The organism is Undibacterium sp. Tian12W (assembly GCF_049339405.1).
GTDB lineage: Bacteria > Pseudomonadota > Gammaproteobacteria > Burkholderiales > Burkholderiaceae_D > Undibacterium.
Map to the genome: position 1 here is coordinate 30,129 of NZ_JBMPPK010000012.1, position 18,407 is coordinate 48,535.

The following is an 18,407-nucleotide window of genomic DNA, read 5'->3' on the forward strand; positions in this document are numbered from 1 at the left end:
ATTACAGATTCTCTACCCAGATTTTTTCTCCTGGATGATGATCTGCAATCGTTTCCAGCGCACATGAAAAGTCTGCATCAGCAGGGCTTGCCAATGGATAGACGAAGCGGGAAATATTCTTGCCTGACATATCATCGTATTCTGCTTCTGTCAGAACATTACTGCCACACCAGACAGATAACACAGATGCCTTATTTAACGCGATCAATTCATCAAGACCCTGACGTGTAAATGCAAGAAAGACCATCACAATATGCCGCTGAAAATAAGAGTGTGCACATATTAATCCAGCTATGCGCGAATTTGTAAAAATCAGGTATTAAGGCAAAATAGAACGTGATGCAGGTTCCAGCATGATGATCTCAGGCCAGCCTTGCAATGACTTGTACAGATCAGCAAATGCCTGATCCCGCCACAGCGCGTCCCCGGCCAATTTTGTCAGACAGACTTCATAAGCTGCACGGTCTGCATAGGAAGCAAACCAGACAAACACATTCACATTCTCACGCACGGGCAGGCGCTCAAAAGTATTGCGGCTTTTTTCAGTGACAAAACGTCCCATGATATGTGCCCCATGGCGCTCAAACATGGGCATCAAGCGTTCATTGAATTTGCTGATGAAGTCTGGCGTCACTTCCTGCGCAAAATGGTAAACCGTTGCCACGACGAAGCCAGTACGTGGTGCCACACTGTCTGGCGCGGGCCTAGTATGCGAACCCGGCTTGAAGCCACTGCCAGCGGAGGCCGGGCGCAGCAACAACACATCGTCGTTATCGTACAAGGTCGCATTGGCTTCATTGCGGTAAGTCTGCCAGGTCTGGCCTGAATAAAAAACCGTCAATGCCTGCTTGCGTGCTTCCATATTGGGAAAGCCGCGCAACCAGGTGTAACGATAGGGATCGTTAATATCGCGAAACTGACCGAGCACACGTATGCCAGTTTCTTCCTGGCTTTCTATGAAGTGTTTCTCAAACAGTGAGATCAGTGCATCCCGTTTGCCTGGGTAAGTCACATACTGGCGCAACTCTATAACACTGCAGCATTCACCATTGGCATCATTGCCAATCCCTTCAACATCGATGGGCGTAGTGACTGCTCCCAATAGTGCAGCACCCATCAGGGCTACGGCAGAGGTGTTCATTTGCTGATCTCCAAGACAATTAATCGCGTAACCAGAAATGATTAGCGCCGTGGAACCCAGCATAGACTGGTATTAGGACAATTCAAGTCCTAATGAGAAACAAGATTTAAAAAATCACAAACTTAATCACGGGCCTTAACAATCGGCCTCAAGAAATTATCTACAGCGGTGGTATACGCACTATCCAGTCCGAGATTCTTATTGATGTCAGCATGACTCAGGCTTTGTGGCAACAGCATCGCCTGCATGCCCAATGACTTGGCCTTGTCGATGAACACACCCGCCTGGGCACAGGGCTTGTCTGGCCTGATGCTGGAGCACACGGCCACAAAGGGGGCTGCGGCTTGTTTCAATTGCAGAGTGGGTGAGCTGGCTTGCCAGTAAGCGGGATCAGAACCAAAGGCTTCATCATAAAAGCGGTAATGCTTTTGTCCCATGATCTTGTCGATGTCATAAGCGGCGCTGTCCAGCGCAATGGTTGCCAGCCAGGCAGAGGCACCTGCCCTGGCTGCGATGGACGGATTGCTGGCCAGCAGGGCAACCAGGTGCGCCCCGGCGGAATGGCCCATGATGATGAAGCGCTTGCCCGACCCGCCCCATTCTGCCGCCTTGTTTTGCGCTGTTGCCAGGGCTTTGGCGACATCGTCAGCCTGTTCCAGCGGTTTGATGTCGGGCAACATGCGGTAATTGATGGAGATGAATATATAGCCTTGGGGCAGCCAGTGCGCGGCCTTGTTCTCGACCACGCCACGTGCGGTTTTGCTGCCTATTTTCCAGGCGCCGCCATGCACCATGAAGATGACAGGCATGGATTTTTGCGAGGCAGCATTCGCTGGCAGATACACGTCCATGGTCTGACGCTTGTCACTGCCATAGGCAATATCGCGCAAGACTTTGGTGCCAGCTGGCAGGCCTTGCGGTGCCAGGTCTGTTGTTTCTGCCTCAGTCATTTCATTTTTTTCAACCGCCTGCTCTGCCCGCTGTTCTTTTCTTTCCTGCCGTCTTTCCATCATTTTGTCGCGCAGGGTGCCAGCGTTGGCAGCAGTGGAAGCAATAAGGGGCAAGGCGAGCAGGAAACCCAGGCAAACTGATATCGCTTGCAGGGCATAGCGGGGCGGGGTGGTCATATCGGCAGGCTTGGGCATCATGAAACTCCGTAACATCAGGGCGGGACCAGCATAAGCCCTTATCTTAAAAAATCCGGCGCTAGTTGCACTAGTCTATTTATGCAACAACTTGTAAAGCAAAGTAACATTATCAGGGCAAGTAGGTGTTGCAGGCGTGCATGCAAGACCGGGTTTATGCGAATATAGCAGGCAACCACTACAGGAGTGCTTCAGACATGATGGCGACTGTCTTGCTGTCCCCCTTCGTTTTTGTTTGCCACTGCCAGCAGGAGGCAAGGTGCTAGGCTTGCTGCGCAATTTATGCCGGCGGCTGGGCATAGGTTCTGCTGCGGCTGATGCAGAAGCACTGCAGGCAGCCACTGTCTTCAGCGCACCTGAAGATATCGTGTCCGAAGAGGGTGCCTGGCAAGCTGGCTTTGATGTCGATTCGCGGTTTTACCCCTGGCTGCTCGGTGCTTATGGCAAGCAGGTACAGCATGGCTCAGATAAACCACTGCTGATTGCACTGGAACGCCTGGTCAGGGCAGACTTTAGTGATGCCCGCCATATCCCACGCGTACCCAGCGTGTTGCCGCAGTTGTTGAAGAGCCTGCGCAATGAAAATGTCTCTGGTGATGAACTGGCCAGCCATATCGGCAGGGATGTGAGCCTGGTCGCCGAGATCATCACTGAAGTCAACAGCTCTTATTACAGCCCGGCAGACAAGATCAGCAGCCTCGACAATGCGATACGCCTGCTCGGCATCAATGGCCTGCGCCTGCTGGTTGCGCGCACGGCTTTCCGCCCGCTGATACAACTGCAGTCTGGCCGTATCACTTGCGTGGTTGCACCGCTGATCTGGGAACAGTCAGAAAAATGTGCGCAGGCTTGCCGCCTGCTGGCGCAGGAGCGCGGGCTTGATGGCTTTCATGCCTACCTGGCCGGTCTGGTGCAAAACATCGGCCTGATCATTGCGTTTCGCAGCCTCGATCAGATCATGGTGGCACCGGTCATGCCGCTGGCGACAGAATTTCGCCTGCGCTTTTTACACATGGCACATATCCTGTCTTACCGCATTGCCAAGGAATGGGATTTTCCTGATGCCGTCATGCAAGCCCTGAAAGACCAGGTCAGCCATGATGGTCCATTACAGGATCTGGGACTGGTGTTGAAGCAGGCGGGCGACATCAGCAAAATAAGATTGCTGGTGAATGCCGCTGTCATCAGTGACGACGATGAGGAACTGCATCTGACTGCAGACGCAGAAATGCAGCGCTGTTTTACGGCGCTGCATGTACAGGAAAAGGATGAGGCCTAGTATTTATTTTCCTGGCCCATTTTCAAAACAAAAACTTCCTGAAAATATAGAAAATCTTTGTTTTAAAAACGGGCTGTCGTCAAGAAAAAAACCGCTTGCAGACTCTGGCATCCCGCGCGTTTCTGGCGATTGCTATCGCGCAAAAAACACATGCTGATCAGCCCTGGATATTTTTGCGAGCGGCTTTTTGTGCCACTTGTTGATGCTGGAATTTTTCAGCTTCATCCATCGCCAGTTTTTCTTCATCAGTCATTCTTTTAGCGCTGATCAACACAGTTTGCATTGCATTTTGTGTGGCGTCATACGCCATTTTTTGCTCTTCAGTCATACGTTTTGCAGAGATCGTTACACTGGCGATACTGGCAACATTCATGCTTGCTTCTGCTTTGCTTTGAGTGAAAGCAGCAGTGATTGCCAGTGCGCCTGTCAGCAATGCTGTAGAAAGAATCAGGCCAGATTTAAATGTGTTGTTGATTGCGTTTTTCATTTCGTTTTCCTCTTTGTGGTTGGTTGATGTGTGTACTTTAGAGCTTGCGCTGTCAATCCGCGAGGGGCATGCGACGAAATGCAGGAAACGGAGATTGAAGTGTCAAAAACACCTCTTCAACGTTTTTTTCGCCGGAGAATTTGATGTGGGAAAAAGGCAGACAAGAGGGCTGAATGGCTGGCTCAGGTAACCTGGACTAGTACTGGCACTATCCTGCACGACATGCGAAAGCGATGAGACAAGGATGGAAAAAGCGCAGACTGCAAACCCATATATATAAGCAATACAGGCGATACAGGCGATACAGGCGAATATGCGCTTCGCCGTGAGCTATGGATGTTGTATTACATCCATGTGAATTGGGAATATGACTTAACAATGACATTCACATTTCATATAACAGACATCTGATCATGTGATTGGATTAACAAGTTTCCAGCCAGTATCATGACCTTGTTTTTAATCAACCAAGGAAATAAACATGATCACCGCTATCGTTTTTGCTCAAATACTGGCAACTATCGTTATGTTGACTGCTGCCCTGACTGACTGAGTCTGATGCTGTCATCAGTAGTAATTAGTAATTGCACACAAGTAGTATCTATACAGGCTGAATTTACAGACCGAATTTATAGCTGAATCAGGTCTGAGGTATACAGTGCCAGATAAGTAAGTTTCTTCACCAGCATATGCGCGACCGTCTGGCTTTGCCAGAATGCAGCGATGCACAGTAATCATGGCAGGATGCCTGCCGTTGAGGCGTACAATAGCTACTTTTAGCTGCTCCCGCCTTTTCGCACCATGACTATCCTGCTGACCACCCTGAACGCCCGCTATACCCATGCTTCGCTGGGGCTGCGTTATTTGCTTGCAAATATGGGTGAGCTGCAGCCAGTCACGCGGATACAGGAATTTGTCACCGGCGCGCGCAGTACTGATATCGTCGAAAAAATCCTGGCACTGCGCCAGCCCGGTGAAAAATTCATCGTCGGCTTTGGTGTGTATATCTGGAACGTCGTTGAAACCACGCAGATCGTCGCTGTTCTGAAACGGGTGGCACCGGATGTCGTGGTGATACTCGGTGGCCCCGAGGTATCGCATGAAACTGGCGACCAGGAAATCATACGCCTGGCGGACTATGTGATTACCGGTTGGGGTGATGTCAGTTTCCCTGCCCTGTGCCAGCAGATACTGCATGGCCCGCAACCACTGATGAAAGTGCATGCGGGTCTGCAACCGCCTATGGCCGACATACAATTGCCTTACCATTTGTATAGCGACCAGGACATCCGTCACCGCACCCTGTATGTCGAGGCTTCACGCGGCTGCCCCTTCAAATGCGAATTCTGCCTGTCCGCACTCGACAAGACGGCTTGGCCGTTTGATATAGACCAGTTCCTGCAAGAGATGGAAGTGCTGTACCAGCGTGGTGCCCGCCTGTTCAAGTTTGTTGACCGCACTTTCAACCTGAATATCAAAACCAGCTTGAAGATCATGCAGTTCTTTCTCGATAAACTCGAAGCAGCACCGCATGACCCGGTATTCGCCCATTTTGAAGTGGTACCAGATCATTTGCCAGACGCCCTGAAAGAAGGCATACAAAAATTCCCTGAAGGCAGCCTGCAATTCGAGATAGGCATACAAAGTTTTAATACCGACGTGCAGGCTCTCATCAGCCGCAAGCAAAACAATGACAAAGCTGCCGAGAACATACGCTGGCTGTGCGAACATTCACATGCGCATTTGCATGTGGATTTGATCGCTGGCTTGCCGGGTGAAACCATGGAGAGCTTTGCCGCTGGCTTTAACAAGCTGGTGGCCCTGGGCCCGCATGAAATCCAGTTCGGTATTTTAAAACGTCTGCGCGGCACACCAATTATCCGACACACTGAAGCCTATCAACTGGCTTTTGACCCGCAACCGCCTTACACCATCCTGGCCAACAAAGACATTGCCTTTGGCGACATGCAAAGACTGATACGCTTTGCCCGTTACTGGGACATGATCGCCAACTCAGGGCGTTTTTCACACAGCCTGCCTTTGATACTGGCAGACACTGCCTTTGAAAACTTCATGGCCTTGTCAGACTGGCTGTTCGTCAATACAGATGCAACGCACCGCATCGCCCTCGACAAACTGGCTGCACTCGTCAACAAGTGGCTGCTGGAAGTACATGGCGCAAGCAGTGAGGCAGTGCAAGCTGCGGCATCCCAGGACTATGCCGGGCAGGCCATGCACAAGCAAGGCAACAAAGCTGATCCATCGGCACCACAAAGACAGACCAGAAAAGAAGCTGCCAGGGAAGTTGTGGCAAAGGCTTTGCCGCAAAGGCAGGCACGGCATCTGGCGGCTTGATATTTTACGAAAGCCAGGTCCGCACAGTGCTACCGCCAAATACAGCATGCTGGCGAAGCAAAGGAGTAAAAAGGCTGTAAAGCATTTTTTGTTCAGGTGCACTGATTTCATCAAGCACTTTTCTGTGTTCCGCCGACAAATCGACTTCCAGAGCTGCTGCGTTAGCAGATACCTGCTCCATCCGGCTTACCCCCATTAAAGTCGATGTCACGCCGCGCTGTGCGGTGATCCAGGATAGAGCGATTTGCGCTGGGCTCAATCCGGTTTCGTTGGCAAGCCTCTTTAGCGTATCAACAATTTCCCAATTTTTATCGGTGAAGAGGGTATCACCGAAAGGGTTGGCACCATCCAGCCGCTTGTCCCCCTCTACTCTCTGCTCACCTTCTTTAGCTGCCTCACGTGGCAATCCTCCAGCTCTGGGTGCAGAAGCTTCAACTACAGTACGGTCGTATTTCCCCGTCAGCAGGCCAAATGCAAGTGGACTCCATGGCACTATACCCATACCAAATTCCGCAGCCATCGGCACATACTCATCTTCGACGTCACGGTTAGCAAGCGAATAAAAGTATTGCAGCGCAATCGGACCAGGCAAACCGCGCACTTGCGCCAGCGTCGCCAGTTTGGCGATATACCAGGCTGGTGTGTTAGACAAGCCCCAATATCGAATTTTGCCTGAACGGACAAGTGCTGCCATAGTCTCAAGCAGCTCTTCTGCCGGTGTGACAGAATCCCAAACGTGTACCCAATACATATCGATGTAATCAGTGCGCAAGCGTCGCAACGATCGCTCAAGGGCAGCGTATATGTGCTTTGCCCCGTTGCCTCCGGCATGAGGCCCATGCCCATCTGCAAAACCTGACTTGGTCGCAAGCACAACACGGTCTCGTAGTGATTGCTCTTGAATAAACCTGCCCAGCATCTCTTCACTACGGCCACTTGAATAGACATCTGCAGTATCAATGAAGTTACCCCCGGCTTCTACATAAGCATTGAATACTGCATGGGACGCCTCTTCACCAGATCCCCAGCGTGCAGTGCCAAAAGTCATGGCCCCCAGGCAAAATGGACTGACGACAAGGCCAGAACGCCCAAGAGTGCGGTAGTCTGTGAGTGGCATAGCTTTACTTTCCGAGTGATTGATAGGAAAATCATAGCCCGGATTTCTCAAGAATGCAATTAATTTACTAGTGATCACTACAAATATATGAAAATGACTCCCCGCAAGAAAGGCCGGCCATTATCATTTGACCGGGATATAGCATTGCAAAAAGCCATGATGCTGTTCTGGCAGCACGGTTACGAAGCGACCTCATTGAACGACTTGACCACAGCCCTGGAGGTAACTCCGTCAAGCATCTACTCTGCATTCGGCGACAAGAAGGGATTATTCTTAAATGCCGTCGCCCTTTACTTATCAGGGCCAGTGACGTCCGGGACAATTATCAATGAAGCTGCCACAGCACGTGAGGCCGCACTGGGTTTACTGAATGCAGCAGCAATCGGATTCACTGGCAAGGACACACCCGCTGGCTGCCTATTGGCGAGTTCAGCGATCAGTTGCTCGGTTGCCGCCGATGACGTCAAAGTGGAGTTGGCAAAAATCCGGCATGGTATAGAAACACAACTCAGGGAGAAGATTACGAGTTCCATAAAAAGCAAGCAAATGCCTGCTGAAACAGATGCCGAAGGACTGGCAGCACTCACCATGTCCATCATTCAAGGCATGTCAACACTGGCAAGAGATGGTGCGCCGCGCGAAAAATTACTTAAGGTAGTTGAGGCTGCAATGAAAATTTGGCAGTGATACCGATTCCAGCATCTGCATGCTGATGTTGACCGAGTTAGATATAGCTGGCAGATTATTGGACTGATTTCGATACTACTGAATGAATAGCATAATGATGCGCATACCTTGCAAAGCACATAAATGCTATTGCATTTATTGAATTGCCAAACCAGACATCACAGCAATGGATTAACTAATTCGAATGCGTGTTCAGGGAAAATCTCTCCAGAGAATACGCCTGTTACTGCCAGATCAAATCTTTCTTTGAATGCGTGCAGTTCATCACTGTTCAATACAGTGCCCAACTCATTGTCTATAGCAAGAATTTTGAAAACGTCATTTTCATCAAAATGAGCAGCAAATAATCTATCTACATTCGCCTGAAGCCTGACTATTGTCAATGCAAATTGCTTGTCCACTGACCCTACATCTCTCAATTTATTTGCAGCGAGGACAAGATCGCGATGCAACAGCCAGAATTCTTTTGTATTCCATATTCCGTGTTCTGCTAATTGCTCATAAAAACTACCTGGCCAATTTGCATTACCTGGAAGATTGCGGCAGATGTCTTCAAACATTAAAGCTGGCACATTCATTTCCTCAATTTGACAGGCGGGCGCTTGCATGCACTCATTTGTCACTGATCAGTATGCGGCTGATCTCGCCTGATTTTCTGCCTGCCAGTATTGCGGCATTGAGTTTGCGTATCCATTCTTCATACTGCGTACCTGCGGCAGCGAAATGCAATTCATCGACCAGCATGGGCTTGGGCAAGACCTTGAAGCCGTGCTCCAGGGCCTTGTCACTGCTGCTTGATTCTTTGTGCAGTATGCGTATCAATAATTGTTCGACTTCATCTGCCTGGGCGCGACGGTCACCGAAGATCATCACATCCATTCTTTTATTGATGAGTTTTTTGAGGCGTGCGCCGTGTGAGCCTACATCTTCTTCAACCTGGAACAAGACATTACGCTGGCTATCAAATTCATCACCGTAGCTGGTGCCGCGTATGACACCGACGGTCTTGCCTTTCAGGTCCAGCATGCTGTTATAGCTAAAGCTGGCATCACTGCGCGTGACCAGCCAGACATAGTTTGCATAAATGGCTTCAGAGAATTGGTAGGTCTGCAGGCGTTCACGGTTTTTTGAAAGACCAAAGATAATACCTTCGCCGTTTTTGGCGTTCACCAGCAGGCGCGTCCACGGGTAGCGGCGAATCTCAAATTTGATTTGCAGGTGATGCTCAAAATAATTCAGCAAATGCCGGATCTCATCACGTATCGGGACTATCTCACCGGCCTCATTACGCAACTCACGTATCAGCAAGACCAGTTTATCCTGCTTTGCTGCTTCTGTCGCTGAACCGGGAGTAGCAATCAACAGGGCAAAGGACAAGAACAGCAAACGCACACCCAGCAGCACAGGCTGCCAGAGCCTGCACATATACTTGCCCGCTGCTACTTTTGCCAGGATGGACATGTGGTGACTGATGCAGGTTTAGTCCGGCATCAGGCGAATTTTTCCAGCAAGGACGCCAGGCGTCGGGTACTGGCGACGGCTTCTTCCGTTGTCTCGGCCTTTTCTGCATGGGTGACAACGGCGCTGGTCAGCAAGGTCACAAAAGAACGGTCGAGCGCCTTGCGGGCGGCGGACATCTGTTGTGCTACTGCCTCACAATCAGCCGGTACGGCTGCTTTGGCGATGAGTTTTTGCACGCCGCGTAATTGACCTTCCACCCTGGCCAGACGGTGCAGCAGGTCTTTTTTCTGCTGATCATTCAAAGCCGTGCCTTGCACTATCTTCAGTGGGGGAGTATCTGCCATGAAAATGCTCCTTCGCGATGTTAATGAAGTCTCTGCGTATAAGTCTCTGCGTATTCTTCTTATACTACTACCGAGTATGCTACACCAGTCAGGCTGGCAGCGGGAAACGGATATGTACGCGCAGGCCCGGTGTTTCAGATGTGGCTAGAGTATTCAGGCTGGCATCGCCGAGGCTGATCTCGCCGCCATGCAGCTTGACGATGTCATGCACTATGCACAGCCCCAGGCCAGTCCCACCAGGATTGGCAACCGAGCTGGCAGAGGCGCGGTAAAAGGGTTCGAATACTTTTTCACGTTCGGCCTCTGTGATACCCGGCCCGGTATCCTGGATATCGATATGCGCCTGGCCATGCTGCTGATATACATGCAGCACGATACGGCCCCCCTCTGGGGTATAGCGTATGGCATTGTCGAGCAGGTTGCTGAGCATTTCGTGCAGCAGCAGCGTGTTGCCACGGTAAGGCACGGCCTGCTCAGCCTCCAGCGCCAGGTCCAGTTGCTTGCGTACGGCTGGCATCGCCAGTTCCAGGCAGACCTCTTGCGCGAGCTGGTTTAGCAAGATGTCGTCTAACTCTGCCGCTACCGCCCCATGGCCAGTACGCGCCAGTGTCAGCAGGCGGTTTGCCAGATGGACGGTGGCATCGGTAGTCTGGGCAATGCTGGCGACGATCTGGCGCATGGCGGCTACATCGTTTTCACGCAGCGCCAGTTCAGCCTGGGTCTTCAATACTGTCAATGGTGTGCGCAACTGGTGCGAGGCATCGGCGATGAAGCGTTTTTGCCCGTTGATCAGGGTCTGCAGCCTTTCCATATAGGCATTCATGGCGTTCACCAAGGGGCGTATTTCCTTATGCACGACATTTGGGTCAAAGCCGGACAAATCAGTCGGCTCACGCGCCTCTACATCGGCGCGTAACTGCATGATGGGGGCCAGCACAAAACGCAAGGCCACCCAGACCATGAGTGCCACCGCCAGCACCAGCGCAGCCTGACGTAGCAGAGTATCGATGAGGATTTTGCGTGATAGGCCGCGCCGTGCATCCAGGGTTTCACCGACCTCTATCAGGGCAATGCCACGCATCTGGTCGTCATACACAGGCTGGTGCAGGGCGGCGATGCGCACAGGCTGGTCCTGGTAATCAGCATGAAAAAAATGCACGAGGGCAGGGTAGATCTCTGAACGCGGCACGTTCTTCGGTAAATCCGGCAAGTCTTCATAACCAGAAACAAACTCGCCATTGACGCCAGTAACCTTGTAATACAAACGCCCCAGGGTATCAGTTTCAAAACTGTCTAACGCGACATAGGGCACATTCGCCACCACCTTGCCATCAACGATCTGCACGCGCTCTGCCAGTGCCCTAGCCGACGATAGCAAAGAGCGGTCGTAAGCCAGATCAGCCGCATCCAGGGCATTGCGGTAAACCGAAAAAGCATTCAGGGCTACCAGCAGGACCAGGGGGATCAACAGCCAGCGCAAGAACTGGCCGCGTAAGCTCCCGAGGCGGTAAGGCCGCTCCATCAGCGTGCTTCCAGCAGATAACCTATGCCACGCAGGGTGACGATGACAACCTTGCCGGTGCTGACGGTGTCCAGTTTTTTGCGCAGGCGGTGGATATAGATTTCTATGGCATCGAGATTGGCATCATCATCAAGGGCAAATACTTCATCGAACAGCTTGTCCTTGGATACTGCCTGACCAGGGCGACTGATCAGGGTTTCCAGCACCGCATATTCTCGCGGCGTCAGTGACAATGGCTGGCCTTCATAATGAAACTGCCGCGTGACGGTATCAAAACTCAGGGCACCACAGGTCAGTGTCACGGCTTCATTACCCTGCGCGCGCCTGAGCAAGGCTTTGACACGCGCTTCGAGTTCAGCCAGCTCAAATGGCTTGGGCAGGTAATCGTCAGCACCTGAATTCAAACCCTGCACCCTGTCATTGAGGCCGCCACGGGCTGTCAAAATCAGCACTGGCGTCTTGCTGCCACGCGCACGCATGCGTTTCAGCACCTCCATGCCATCCATTTTTGGCAGGCTCAGGTCCAGGATGACCAGCGCATATTCCTGAGTGTGCAGGAGCGCATCGGCATCGGCGCCGTTCATCGCGGTTTCCACCGTCAGGTGGGCGTCACGCAAAGCCTTGGCCAGCCAGTGGGACAACTCGATATGGTCTTCAACTAATAGTATGCGCATACACAGCCTGTTTGCTCCGGATACACGCTAGGCTACCAGCATGCTCAAAAAGCGTCACTATCTGTGTGACTATTTATGACAAGAAAAGGACGGTCTTTGAGGGAACGGGAAGTCAAAATGACAAGGGGGTTTGTATTTGTAAGCTTGTTTTTTCGGTAATTTTCTAAAGAGCGGTCGCAATATAGCGAGCGTCGCTGTTGACGTTGCTGTTGGGTTTGACTTTGGGTTTGACTTTGGGTTTGACTTTGGGTTTGACTTTGGGTTTGACTTTGGGTTTGACTTTGGTGTTGACGTTGCTTTTGACTTTCTGTAGTTCCCATGTGTAGCCGCCATTTGTGCTGTACAGAAAATGGAAACAGAAGGACCGCTGTTTGAGCGAAGCGAGTTTCGGGCCTTCCCATTTTTTGTACCGCACAAATGGGAACCCCGCAGGGGATGTTGGCAGGGTTTCGCAAAGCATGCTTTGCGCTGCCAACATCTAAGTCGCTTGCAAGCGGCGCAGTGGAGTGCTACGCCTGGGTCGCCTTTCTTTGAGTTCTTTCTTTGGCGACGCAAAGAAAGAATTTCGGCTGCCGGGCCGAGACCCGGCTTGTATCCACGGAGGGCAAACGCTTTTGTCAAAGTACGTCATGTAACGAGCAATACGGCATACGATGAACGCCACTAGATTCCTGCCAAAAGCACGCAGGAATGACATTAATAAGATTATCCCAATGCACACAATGCTTGAATATTCTCGAATCACAAATCTCCCAAAAGCCCCTGACTGCAAGCAAACTGAAAGCTCCCGGGCTCTATGCTCCCTTACAAAAAAATTCCGGAGACTACCATCATGATGCCCCTGCGCCTCAGCTTCTTCCTGCTCGCCTGTTTGATCTGCCCCGCCCTCGCCAGTGCAGACGGTAAGATCGTCATCGGCCAGTCCGTAGAATTATCCGGTCAGGCCACCGGCAAAGAAAACCGCGAAGGTGCGCAATTATATTTCGATGCACTGAACCGCCAGGGTGGCATCCACGGCAAGAATATAGAATTCATCAGCTATGACGACAAGCGCGATCCGGCGCTGACCAAAGAAAATACCTTAAAACTCATCAATGAAGACCATGCGATTGCCCTGTTTGGCTACCGCAGCACACCGACCATAGAAGCCATACTGCCGCTGCTGGAAAAGCATGCGATACCGCTGATTGCACCTTTCTCTGGCGCGCAAAGCCTGCACCAGCCACTGCATGCCCAGGTATTTAATCTGCGTGCCAGCTATCAGGATGAGGCGGCCAAGATGGTGGCTTCGCTGGCGGAACTCAAGCTCAGCAAACTGGCCATCCTGCATCAGGATGACAGCTTTGGCAAAGATGGCCTGAACGGTTTTGTCAGCAACCTGGAAAAACGCAGCATGCGTGCCGCCGTCATCGCCAAATATGACAGGAAAGAAATGAAAGTCGATGCCGCCGTTGCCAGTATCGCGGCCGCATCACCACAGGCGGTATTAATGGCATGTACCCCAGCCGCCTGCGCCGACTTCATACGGCAAATGCAGAAGCTGGGGCAAAGACCGCAATTTTTGATGCTGTCGAATGTCAATTCTGATGATTTCTTCAAATCTCTGGGGGCGGAGGGACGTGGCATCGGTGTCATGCAAGTCATGCCTTATCCGCGCGATATAGGTATCCCTGTGGTCAGGGAACTGCAAAAAGTACTGAAATCAGCCAAAAATCCGCCGCCTTTGTCCTATGCTGTACTGGAAGGTTATGTTGCTGCAAAATTAATGGCAGAAGCCTTGCGCCGGGCCGGCAATAATCCAGATTCCAAAAAACTGCTACAGGCGCTGGAGAACATGCGCAATGTCGATCTCGGCGGGGTGGAAGTCAGCTATGGCCCCAGGGACCATGATGGTTCGCATTTTGTAGAGCTGACCATTGTTGGTAAAAATGGCATCATACTAAGGTAAGCTATGTCAGTATTGATATGAAAGCCTACTGAAAGTTTCAATTAGGTATGATCCATGCAACCCCTAGCCTATGGTCTTAACATGCATATCCGGCCTGCCAATCTGACTTTCCTGCTCTGCAGCCTGCTGGCCAGCCTGCAGGCGCTTGCCGCCAGGCCGGAAGCAACAGAAAAGCATGAAGCAGCCACCTGCATAGTCCCGGCCAAACCCGGCGGCGGCATGGACCTGACCTGCAAGCTGGCACAGCAGGCGCAACAGACACAGCATGCAAACACCAGCCAGCCCATGCAGATCAATTACCTGCCCGGCGGCGTCGGCGCGATTGCCTGGACTACCATCATCACCCAGAGAAAAGCCGAGGCAAATACCCTGGTTGCCTATTCCGGCGGCTCGCTGCTGAATCTGGCAGAAGGCAAGTTTGGTAAATCCGACGCCAGCCATGTGCGCTGGGTCGCGGCTATCGGTACTGATTACGGCATGATCGCGGTACGCAAGGATTCCCCCTACAAGAACCTGCGCGAACTGATGGATGCGATCAAGAGCAAGCCCGCAAATATCGCCATCGGTGCCGGCGGCACGGTTGGCAGCCAGGACTGGTTAAAAATGGCCCAGGTCGGCAAACAGGTGGGTATAGACCCCAAGAGCATGCGCCTGGTAGCGTTTGAAGGCGGCGGCGAATCTTTCACCGCCCTGTTGGCTGACCATGTACAGGCAGTGTCCGGCGATGCATCGGAAGCCAGCCTGCATGCGCGGGATGACAAAATACGTGTGCTGGCAGTGTTGTCCGATGCCCGCCTGCCCGGCCCGCTGGCGAATGTGCCTACCGCGCGCGAACAGGGTTTTGACGTGACCTGGCCCATCATACGCGGCGTCTATATGGGCCCGCAGGTCAGCGACCGCGATTACCAGAAATGGGTGGAGCATTTCCAGCAAGCCATGAATACCCCAGCCTTTGATGAACAAAGAAAAATTCACGGCCTGTTTCCTTTCGCCATGACAGGCAAGGAACTGACCGAATACATACAGAAAGCCGTCAACAATTACCGTCTGCAGGCAAAAGAATTTGGCATGGTGCGTTAGTGCCTGTCAGTAGTGAACCCTATAAACCCTATAACCCTCATCACTTGGTACTAAAGTACAAACAATAACAGGAGAAGACAAATGCAAACAAAAAGACTTTTCGTCAAGAGCATGCTGGCACTGGCTACGGGCAGCGTGCTGCTGAGTACCCAGACTACGGCGCAAGCGCAGGCACCAGCTGGTTACCCCGCTGACTACAGCAAGATCGTCGATGGAGCCAAGAAAGAGGGCAAACTGGTCATCTATAGCGCGACCGACACCAAGGCCGTGGAACCGCTGATCAAGGATTTCCGCAGCATGTACCCGGACGTGCAGGTTGAATACAATGACATGAATTCCACCGAAGTGTATAACCGCTATATCTCGGAAATGGCCGCTGGTGGCAATAGCGCCGACCTGATGTGGTCATCTGCCATGGATTTGCAGACCAAGCTGGTCTCTGACGGTTATGGCCTGGTGTATGCATCACCAGAAATCAGTGGCATTCCGCAATGGGCGATCTGGAATAATTCTGCTTACGGCACAACTTTTGAACCAGCGGTCTTCGTCTATAACAAACGCCTGGTAACCGCCGATGAAGTACCCAAAACCCATGCCGAATTTGCCAAGCTCATCAACAGCAAACTCGACAAGTTCAAGAACAAGGTCACGACTTACGACATCGAAAAATCTGGCGTAGGCTTCATGTTCATTACCCAGGACAGCCGTGAAAACAAGGAATTCTGGGACCTGGCGAAAGCCTTTGGCAATGCCAGCGTGCGCGTGCAGTCATCTACCGGCACCATGCTGGAACGCCTGTCTTCCGGCGAGAACCTGCTCGGTTATAACATCCTCGGCTCTTATGCCCTGGTACGCGCTGCCAAAGACCCGTCGATAGGTGTGCAAATCCCTAAAGATTACACCCTGGTGCTGTCACGCGTGATGTTCATCAGCAAGGCAGCCAAGCACCCGAATGCAGCCAAGCTGTGGCTGGATTACACCTTGTCAAAACGCGGCCAGACAATGATTGCCAATGAAGCCAAGCTGTATGCGATACGTGCTGACGTCAAGGGTGAAACCACTTACTCTGACCTGGCAAAACTTATCGGCGTTGGCCTCAAACCTTTGCCAGTCAATCCGATGTTGCTGCAATACCTCGATCAAAACAAACGCCTCGCTTTCCTCAAACAATGGAAAGAAGCTGCCGGTAAAAAATAAGCCTGCGAGCACCGTGCCAGCTCCAAACGGTACGGTGCCAAACGGCTCTTCCTGCGGGACATTTTCTCCGCGCCGCCTGTATGGCGAACCGCATTACTACTGAATCTCAACCCTTGATATTGGGCTAAGCATGAGCACCCTGAGTCTCCCTCCGCGCAGCCGGTGGTCGCAAATCAACTGGCCGCGTGGCCTGGTGGTGACCCTGACGCTGTTGGCGATTTTTACGCCGCTGTCACTGATTTTGTTCCAGAGTTTTTTAAATGCTCCCTTCTTTTCGCCGGTAAAAGAACTGGGACTGGATTCTTATCGCTTTATTTTTGACGACCCTGACTTCCGTCAGGCTTTCTGGAATGGCCTGATTCTTGCCTCCGGTCTCGCTGGCATCGCCGTGCCTCTCGGTGCCTTGCTGGCCTTTTTGATGATACGTACCGACTTGCCAGGCCGTAGCTGGATAGAACCAATGTTGCTGGTACCTATCTTTGTCTCACCCATGGTGATGGGTTTTGGCTATGTCGTCTCGATGGGGCCGGTCGGTTTCTATACCCTGTGGGTCAAGCAATTAACCGGGGTTGAGCCATGGAATATTTATTCCTTCTTCAGCATAGTCATGATCGCTGGCCTGACGCATGTGCCCCACGTTTACCTGTATTCATCCGCAGCTTTGAAAAGCCTGGGCTCGGACGTGGAAGAAGCAGCACGGGTCGCTGGCGCATCGCCTTTCCAGGTTGCCATGCATGTGTCCCTGCCTATGATCATGCCTGCGCTGGCCTTTGCTGCTGTGCTGGTGTTCTTCCTTGGCTTTGAAGTGTTCGGCTTGGTGCTGGTGCTCGGTGACCCTGAAGGCCATCTGGTATTGGCGACTTATTTGTACAAGCTGACCAATAAACTGGGTACGCCGTCTTATCACCTGATGGCCGCAGCCGCAGTCTGCCTGGTCGCGGTGACCATGCCGCTGGTCATGGTGCAGCGCTGGTTGTTGAAGTCTGCGAATAAATATGTTTCGATCAAGGGCAAGGGCTCGCGCCAAAAACCGCTGCCACTGGGTAAATGGAAATGGCTGGCCTTTGCTGTTTTGGCTGCCTGGCTGATCTTCACTATCGTGCTGCCATTATCCGGCATCGTCCTGCGTGCCTTTGTCTCGTACTGGGGTGAGGGTGTCAAACTGGCTGACGTGATCACGCTGCAGCATTTCAAGGACATACTTGAGCAACCTTCGCTGATGCGCGGCATTTTCAATACCGTGCTGATCGGTATCATCGGTGGTGCACTTGCCGTGATTTGCTATGCCGGTGTCGCGCTGGCGATGCACAGGAAACCTGACGGCATTACCCGCCTGCTTGACTATAGCGTGCTGGTACCACGTGCAATTCCTGGTTTGCTGGCTGGTTTGTCTTTCCTGTGGGTGTTCCTGTTCGTGCCCAGCTGGCTCGAAGGTGGCCTGAAAGGTTTTGATAATGCCTTCTGCATCTGGCTCATAGAAAATGTGATACCGCAATTGCGTGCCTTGCGGTCCACCATTTTCTCGGTCTGGATTGCTTATTCCGTGGTCTGGATGGCTTATGGTCTGCGCCTGATTTCCACCGCCTTGCTGCAAGTTGGCCCTGAACTTGAAGAAGCGGCGCGCGCCGTTGGTGCCAGCCGCGGTCAGGTCACGCGGGACGTTACGCTGCCATTGGTCAAGTTTGGTCTGCTCGGTGCCTGGCTCATGGTCTTCCTGATTTTTGAGCGTGAATATTCAACTGGCGTGTATCTGCTGTCACCAGGTACTGAAGTCATTGGTGCGCTCATCGTTTCGTTGTGGGCGGGTGGTTCTGTTGATTTGGTAGCTGCGCTGTCCTTTATCAATATCACTCTGGTTGCCATAGGTTTGGGTCTGGCCTTACGCTTTGGCGTGAAACTGAGTCATTGAGCCAGCCACTGATAGCGCGACAAGAACAAAACATTACATAGCCTTAAAAAATTATACGAGA

18 protein-coding genes are annotated in these 18,407 nt (G+C 51.9%); 7 read left to right on the forward strand and 11 right to left on the reverse strand.

The window, feature by feature from the left end:
- Window position 1: 1 nt before the first annotated feature.
- The 3 genes from ACO0LI_RS16155 to ACO0LI_RS16165 form a co-directional block, all read right to left on the reverse strand.
- The gene (locus ACO0LI_RS16155; RefSeq protein ID WP_423033689.1) at window positions 2-247 is read right to left on the reverse strand and encodes a hypothetical protein; all 246 of its coding nucleotides are present in this window, start codon (window positions 245-247) and stop codon (window positions 2-4) included.
- 72 nt (window positions 248-319) lie between these two features.
- Window positions 320-1,141, reverse strand: coding sequence for an NIPSNAP family protein (locus tag ACO0LI_RS16160; protein WP_423033691.1), 822 nt, complete (start codon window positions 1,139-1,141; stop codon window positions 320-322).
- A 122-nt stretch (window positions 1,142-1,263) separates the two neighbouring features.
- Window positions 1,264-2,286 (reverse strand): alpha/beta hydrolase, encoded by a 1,023-nt coding sequence (locus tag ACO0LI_RS16165; protein WP_423033693.1) that lies wholly within the window; start codon window positions 2,284-2,286, stop codon window positions 1,264-1,266.
- A gap of 259 nt (window positions 2,287-2,545) precedes the next feature.
- On the opposite strand from ACO0LI_RS16165, the gene ACO0LI_RS16170 reads away from it, so the two are divergent.
- Window positions 2,546-3,565 (forward strand): HDOD domain-containing protein, encoded by a 1,020-nt coding sequence (locus ACO0LI_RS16170; RefSeq protein WP_423033695.1) that lies wholly within the window; start codon window positions 2,546-2,548, stop codon window positions 3,563-3,565.
- Between the two features lie 157 nt (window positions 3,566-3,722).
- On the opposite strand, the gene ACO0LI_RS16175 is transcribed toward ACO0LI_RS16170, so the two are convergent.
- Window positions 3,723-4,052 (reverse strand): hypothetical protein, encoded by a 330-nt coding sequence (locus ACO0LI_RS16175; protein ID WP_423033697.1) that lies wholly within the window; start codon window positions 4,050-4,052, stop codon window positions 3,723-3,725.
- A gap of 801 nt (window positions 4,053-4,853) precedes the next feature.
- On the opposite strand from ACO0LI_RS16175, the gene ACO0LI_RS16180 reads away from it, so the two are divergent.
- The gene (locus tag ACO0LI_RS16180; protein WP_423033699.1) at window positions 4,854-6,407 is read left to right on the forward strand and encodes a DUF4080 domain-containing protein; all 1,554 of its coding nucleotides are present in this window, start codon (window positions 4,854-4,856) and stop codon (window positions 6,405-6,407) included.
- A 4-nt stretch (window positions 6,408-6,411) separates the two neighbouring features.
- Here ACO0LI_RS16180 and ACO0LI_RS16185 read toward each other — a convergent pair whose 3' ends face one another.
- A complete protein-coding gene (locus ACO0LI_RS16185) occupies window positions 6,412-7,602 on the reverse strand; it encodes an aldo/keto reductase (RefSeq protein ID WP_423033701.1) in 1,191 nt (396 codons plus the stop codon).
- 9 nt (window positions 7,603-7,611) lie between these two features.
- On the opposite strand from ACO0LI_RS16185, the gene ACO0LI_RS16190 reads away from it, so the two are divergent.
- Window positions 7,612-8,211: a TetR/AcrR family transcriptional regulator gene (locus tag ACO0LI_RS16190; protein ID WP_423033703.1), complete on the forward strand. Its 600-nt coding sequence runs from the start codon at window positions 7,612-7,614 to the stop codon at window positions 8,209-8,211.
- 158 nt (window positions 8,212-8,369) lie between these two features.
- Here the strand turns inward: ACO0LI_RS16190 and ACO0LI_RS16195 are convergent, their stop codons facing one another.
- The 6 genes from ACO0LI_RS16195 to ACO0LI_RS16220 all read right to left on the reverse strand — a co-directional run bounded on the left by ACO0LI_RS16195 (window position 8,370) and on the right by ACO0LI_RS16220 (window position 12,690).
- Window positions 8,370-8,819, reverse strand: a complete 450-nt coding sequence (locus ACO0LI_RS16195; RefSeq protein ID WP_423033705.1) for a hypothetical protein — start codon at window positions 8,817-8,819, stop codon at window positions 8,370-8,372.
- A 4-nt stretch (window positions 8,820-8,823) separates the two neighbouring features.
- Complete coding sequence (locus tag ACO0LI_RS16200) at window positions 8,824-9,672, reverse strand: substrate-binding periplasmic protein (protein WP_423033707.1); 849 nt, start codon at window positions 9,670-9,672, stop codon at window positions 8,824-8,826.
- Window positions 9,673-9,701: 29 nt separating this feature from the next.
- Window positions 9,702-10,016: a metal-sensitive transcriptional regulator gene (locus tag ACO0LI_RS16205; RefSeq protein ID WP_162044126.1), complete on the reverse strand. Its 315-nt coding sequence runs from the start codon at window positions 10,014-10,016 to the stop codon at window positions 9,702-9,704.
- Window positions 10,017-10,104: 88 nt separating this feature from the next.
- Complete coding sequence (locus tag ACO0LI_RS16210; protein ID WP_423033709.1) at window positions 10,105-11,538, reverse strand: sensor histidine kinase; 1,434 nt, start codon at window positions 11,536-11,538, stop codon at window positions 10,105-10,107.
- Window positions 11,538-12,212 (reverse strand): response regulator, encoded by a 675-nt coding sequence (locus ACO0LI_RS16215; protein WP_422953873.1) that lies wholly within the window; start codon window positions 12,210-12,212, stop codon window positions 11,538-11,540. Before ACO0LI_RS16215 ends, ACO0LI_RS16210 begins: the two co-directional genes overlap by 1 nt.
- 163 nt (window positions 12,213-12,375) lie before the next feature.
- Window positions 12,376-12,690 carry a hypothetical protein gene (locus ACO0LI_RS16220; RefSeq protein ID WP_423033711.1) on the reverse strand — a complete coding sequence of 105 codons (315 nt, stop codon included), beginning with the start codon at window positions 12,688-12,690 and terminating at the stop codon, window positions 12,376-12,378.
- Window positions 12,691-13,044: 354 nt separating this feature from the next.
- On the opposite strand from ACO0LI_RS16220, the gene ACO0LI_RS16225 reads away from it, so the two are divergent.
- The 4 genes from ACO0LI_RS16225 to ACO0LI_RS16240 all read left to right on the forward strand — a co-directional run bounded on the left by ACO0LI_RS16225 (window position 13,045) and on the right by ACO0LI_RS16240 (window position 18,346).
- Window positions 13,045-14,160, forward strand: coding sequence for an ABC transporter substrate-binding protein (locus ACO0LI_RS16225; RefSeq protein ID WP_423033713.1), 1,116 nt, complete (start codon window positions 13,045-13,047; stop codon window positions 14,158-14,160).
- Window positions 14,161-14,214: 54 nt separating this feature from the next.
- On the forward strand, window positions 14,215-15,240 hold the full coding sequence (locus ACO0LI_RS16230; protein WP_423033715.1) for a Bug family tripartite tricarboxylate transporter substrate binding protein: 1,026 nt from the start codon (window positions 14,215-14,217) through the stop codon (window positions 15,238-15,240).
- Between the two features lie 81 nt (window positions 15,241-15,321).
- Window positions 15,322-16,437: an ABC transporter substrate-binding protein gene (locus ACO0LI_RS16235; RefSeq protein WP_422953876.1), complete on the forward strand. Its 1,116-nt coding sequence runs from the start codon at window positions 15,322-15,324 to the stop codon at window positions 16,435-16,437.
- Between the two features lie 130 nt (window positions 16,438-16,567).
- The gene (locus tag ACO0LI_RS16240; protein ID WP_423033717.1) at window positions 16,568-18,346 is read left to right on the forward strand and encodes an ABC transporter permease; all 1,779 of its coding nucleotides are present in this window, start codon (window positions 16,568-16,570) and stop codon (window positions 18,344-18,346) included.
- Window positions 18,347-18,407: the final 61 nt, after the last annotated feature.

Coding starts and splice junctions, on each gene's coding strand:
- ACO0LI_RS16195 (WP_423033705.1), bottom strand. CDS start 8,819: ATGCAAGCGCCCGCCTGTCAAATTGAGGAAATGAATGTGCCAGCTTTA.
- ACO0LI_RS16225 (WP_423033713.1), top strand. CDS start 13,045: ATGATGCCCCTGCGCCTCAGCTTCTTCCTGCTCGCCTGTTTGATCTGC.
- ACO0LI_RS16215 (WP_422953873.1), bottom strand. CDS start 12,212: ATGCGCATACTATTAGTTGAAGACCATATCGAGTTGTCCCACTGGCTG.
- ACO0LI_RS16205 (WP_162044126.1), bottom strand. CDS start 10,016: ATGGCAGATACTCCCCCACTGAAGATAGTGCAAGGCACGGCTTTGAAT.
- ACO0LI_RS16180 (WP_423033699.1), top strand. CDS start 4,854: ATGACTATCCTGCTGACCACCCTGAACGCCCGCTATACCCATGCTTCG.
- ACO0LI_RS16155 (WP_423033689.1), bottom strand. CDS start 247: ATGGTCTTTCTTGCATTTACACGTCAGGGTCTTGATGAATTGATCGCG.
- ACO0LI_RS16175 (WP_423033697.1), bottom strand. CDS start 4,052: ATGAAAAACGCAATCAACAACACATTTAAATCTGGCCTGATTCTTTCT.
- ACO0LI_RS16200 (WP_423033707.1), bottom strand. CDS start 9,672: ATGTCCATCCTGGCAAAAGTAGCAGCGGGCAAGTATATGTGCAGGCTC.
- ACO0LI_RS16220 (WP_423033711.1), bottom strand. CDS start 12,690: ATGTTGGCAGCGCAAAGCATGCTTTGCGAAACCCTGCCAACATCCCCT.
- ACO0LI_RS16165 (WP_423033693.1), bottom strand. CDS start 2,286: ATGCCCAAGCCTGCCGATATGACCACCCCGCCCCGCTATGCCCTGCAA.
- ACO0LI_RS16240 (WP_423033717.1), top strand. CDS start 16,568: ATGAGCACCCTGAGTCTCCCTCCGCGCAGCCGGTGGTCGCAAATCAAC.
- ACO0LI_RS16210 (WP_423033709.1), bottom strand. CDS start 11,538: ATGGAGCGGCCTTACCGCCTCGGGAGCTTACGCGGCCAGTTCTTGCGC.
- ACO0LI_RS16190 (WP_423033703.1), top strand. CDS start 7,612: ATGAAAATGACTCCCCGCAAGAAAGGCCGGCCATTATCATTTGACCGG.
- ACO0LI_RS16235 (WP_422953876.1), top strand. CDS start 15,322: ATGCAAACAAAAAGACTTTTCGTCAAGAGCATGCTGGCACTGGCTACG.
- ACO0LI_RS16230 (WP_423033715.1), top strand. CDS start 14,215: ATGCAACCCCTAGCCTATGGTCTTAACATGCATATCCGGCCTGCCAAT.
- ACO0LI_RS16160 (WP_423033691.1), bottom strand. CDS start 1,141: ATGAACACCTCTGCCGTAGCCCTGATGGGTGCTGCACTATTGGGAGCA.